This is a genomic window from Limnohabitans planktonicus II-D5 (genome assembly GCF_001270065.2).
In the GTDB taxonomy this organism is placed as follows: Bacteria; Pseudomonadota; Gammaproteobacteria; order Burkholderiales; family Burkholderiaceae_C; genus Limnohabitans_A; species Limnohabitans_A planktonicus.
Window position 1 is genome coordinate 1 of sequence record NZ_LFYT02000073.1, and the last position, 2,136, is coordinate 2,136.

The window sequence follows — 2,136 nt, forward strand, 5'->3', positions numbered from 1 at the left end:
CAAATTCAATCTGGTCAAAACAGGCAGGTGATGCGCCCAGAAACCGGCATCGCGAGCGGAGCACCTGTGATTGCGCCCACTCCCCGTGATTGCGCGTCACCTCATCCGTCATTGAGAGCCCCCCTCCCCGTCATTGCGAGCGGAGCGCGGCAATCCAGCGACTGCGGTCATCCCGGCGCGAATGCCATTGCAAGCGCCCAAGCTGGATTGCCGCGTCGCAAGCTCCTCGCAATGACGGGAGAGGGCGTCTATGTCTTTGCAAACGCCCAAGCTGAATTGCCTCGTCGCAGGCTCCCCGCAATGACGGACCCCGGACCCGTCACAGCGCGCCCCCTCATCCGTCATTGCGCGCCCACTCATCCATCATTGAGCGCCCCCCTCCCCGTCATTGCGAGCGAAGCGTGGCAATCCAGCAACTGTGGTCAATCTGGTGCCTATGCCTTTACAAGCGCCACAACTGGATTGCCGCGTCGCAAGCTCCTCGCAATGACGGACCCCGGACCCGGCAATGCGCACCCCCTCCCCGGCAATGCGCGCCCCCTCATCCATCATTGAGAGCCCCCCTCCCCCGTCATTGCGAGCGAAGCGCGGCAATCCAGCAACTGCGGTCATCCAGGCCCCAATGCCTTTGCAAGCGCCACAACTGTATTGCCGCGTCGCAAGCTCCTCGCAATGACGGAAGAGGGCGTCTATGCCTTTGCAAGCGCTCAAGCTGAATTGCCGCGTCACGCCACATCGCTTCGCCCCTCGCGGCTAAAGGCGGCTCCTCAAAATGAGGTGAAAAGACCCCATCCACTCCAGCAATAAATGACAATAGAAAACCGTCATAGCGAGCGCTGCGTGGCAATCCAGTCTTTGCCTGAGCGTTGTCGACAATGCCGAGTGATTCCAGGGAGGCAAAAATGAAACAGCCGTATGTCTACATGCTTGCAAGTGCGCGAAACGGGACCTTGTACGTCGGCGTGACCAGCGACCTCGTTGCGCGCATCTGGCAACACAAAAACCATGTGTTCGAGGGCTTCTCTCAGAAATATGGTGTCAACCAGCTGGTCTGGTTTGAAGCGCACGAGACGATGGAGAGCGCGATTGTTCGTGAAAAGCAACTCAAGTCTGGCTCACGTTCACGCAAGCTGTCTTTGATAGAAACCACCAACCCCAGTTGGCGAGACTTGTACGGCGACATCCTGTAAGAACACTGGATTGCCGCGTCGCAGGCTCCTCGCAATGACGGGATAGACGCCCCGTCGTTGCGCGCCCCGGCCCCGTCGTTGCGAGAACCCCTCTCCCGTCATTGCGAGCGAAGCGTGGCAATCCAGCGACTGTGGTCAATCTGGTGCCTATGCCTTTACAAGCGACGCAGCTGGATTGCCGCGTCGCAAGCTCCTCGCAATGACGGAAGAGGGCACCTATGCCAGACGCCGCAGCTGGATTGCCGCGTCGCAGGCTCCTCGCAATGACGGGAGAGATGCCCCGTCTTTGCGCGCCCCTCCCCGTCATTGCGAGAACCCCTCTCCCGTCATTGCGAGCGAAGCGTGGCAATCCAGCGACTGCGGTCAATCTGGCACCTATGCCTTTACAAGCGCCGCAGCTGGATTGCCGCGTCGCAAGCTCCTCGCAATGACGGGAGAGGGCACCTATGCCAGACGCCGCAGCTGGATTGCCGCGTCGCAGGCTCCTCGCAATGACGGGAGAGATGCCCCGTCGTTGCGCGCCCCGGCCCCGTCGTTGCGAGAACCCCTCTCCCGTCATTGCGAGCGAAGCGTGGCAATCCAGCGACTGCGGTCAATCTGGTGCCTATGCCTTTACAAGCGCCGCAGCTGGATTGCCGCATCGCAAGCTCCTCGCAATGACGGAAGAGGGCACCTATGCCAGACGCCGCAGCTGGATTGCCGCGTCGCAGGCTCCTCGCAATGACGGGAGAGATGCCCCGTCGTTGCGCGCCCCGGCCCCGTCGTTGCGAGAACCCCTCTCCCGTCATTGCGAGCGAAGCGTGGCAATCCAGCGACTGCGGTCATCCCGGCGCCAATGCCATTGCAAGCGCCGCAGCTGGATTGCCGCGTCGCAGGCTCCTCGCAATGACTGGAGAGGGTGCCTATGCCAAGCGCCACAGCTGGATTGCCGCGTCGCAAGCTCCTC

The 2,136-nt window shown here is 61.5% G+C and carries 1 protein-coding gene; it reads left to right on the top strand.

Annotated elements, in window-relative coordinates:
* The first annotated feature begins 902 nt into the window (after positions 1-902).
* Positions 903-1,190: a GIY-YIG nuclease family protein gene (locus tag H663_RS40775; RefSeq protein ID WP_053173416.1), complete on the top strand. Its 288-nt coding sequence runs from the start codon at positions 903-905 to the stop codon at positions 1,188-1,190.
* Positions 1,191-2,136 lie beyond the last annotated feature (946 nt).

Coding starts and splice junctions, on each gene's coding strand:
- H663_RS40775 (WP_053173416.1), top strand. CDS start 903: ATGAAACAGCCGTATGTCTACATGCTTGCAAGTGCGCGAAACGGGACC.